1 protein-coding gene is annotated in these 575 nt (G+C 44.2%); it reads left to right on the forward strand.

Annotated features, from left to right (window positions below; genetic code table 11):
* Nucleotides 1-78: 78 nt before the first annotated feature.
* On the forward strand, nucleotides 79-575 hold a 497-nt coding region (gene zapE / locus R7E78_RS28850), incomplete at its 3' end, for a cell division protein ZapE (protein WP_318058980.1).

Here is a 575-nt window from a genome sequence, read left to right on the forward strand (position 1 = left end):
TGATAACTACTTCTCTCTATTCTCAAAGTTGACCCCGAGGTGACCATTTTCTCTGTACCTCTAACACGACTTAATCTGATGACACCACTAAAACGATATCAAAAAGATATAGCAGAACATGGATTCCAGCGCGATGAAGCCCAGCAGCAAGCCGTTGTCGCTTTAGACAAACTCTACCATGATATTGTTGAGTTTCAGTCTGCGCCGATCCCCCAACTTTCTAAATGGCAAAAGCTCATGGGTAAAAAGGTCGAGATGCCTCAACCCCCAAAAGGTTTGTACTTTTGGGGCGGGGTAGGCCGAGGTAAAACCTATTTAATGGACGCCTTTTTTGATGCCTTACCTACTGACAGAAAAATGCGCGTGCACTTTCACCGCTTTATGTATCGGGTACATGACGAGTTAAAGCGTTTGGGGGAGGTAGAAAATCCTCTCTCCAAAGTTGCCGACTTATTTAAACAAGAAGCGGATATTGTTTGTTTTGACGAGTTCTTTGTCTCTGACATAACTGATGCCATGATTCTTGCCACATTGTTGCAAGAAATGTTTAAGCGTCAGATGGTGCTGGTGGCGAC

This window comes from Vibrio sp. YT-19(2023) (assembly GCF_033337395.1).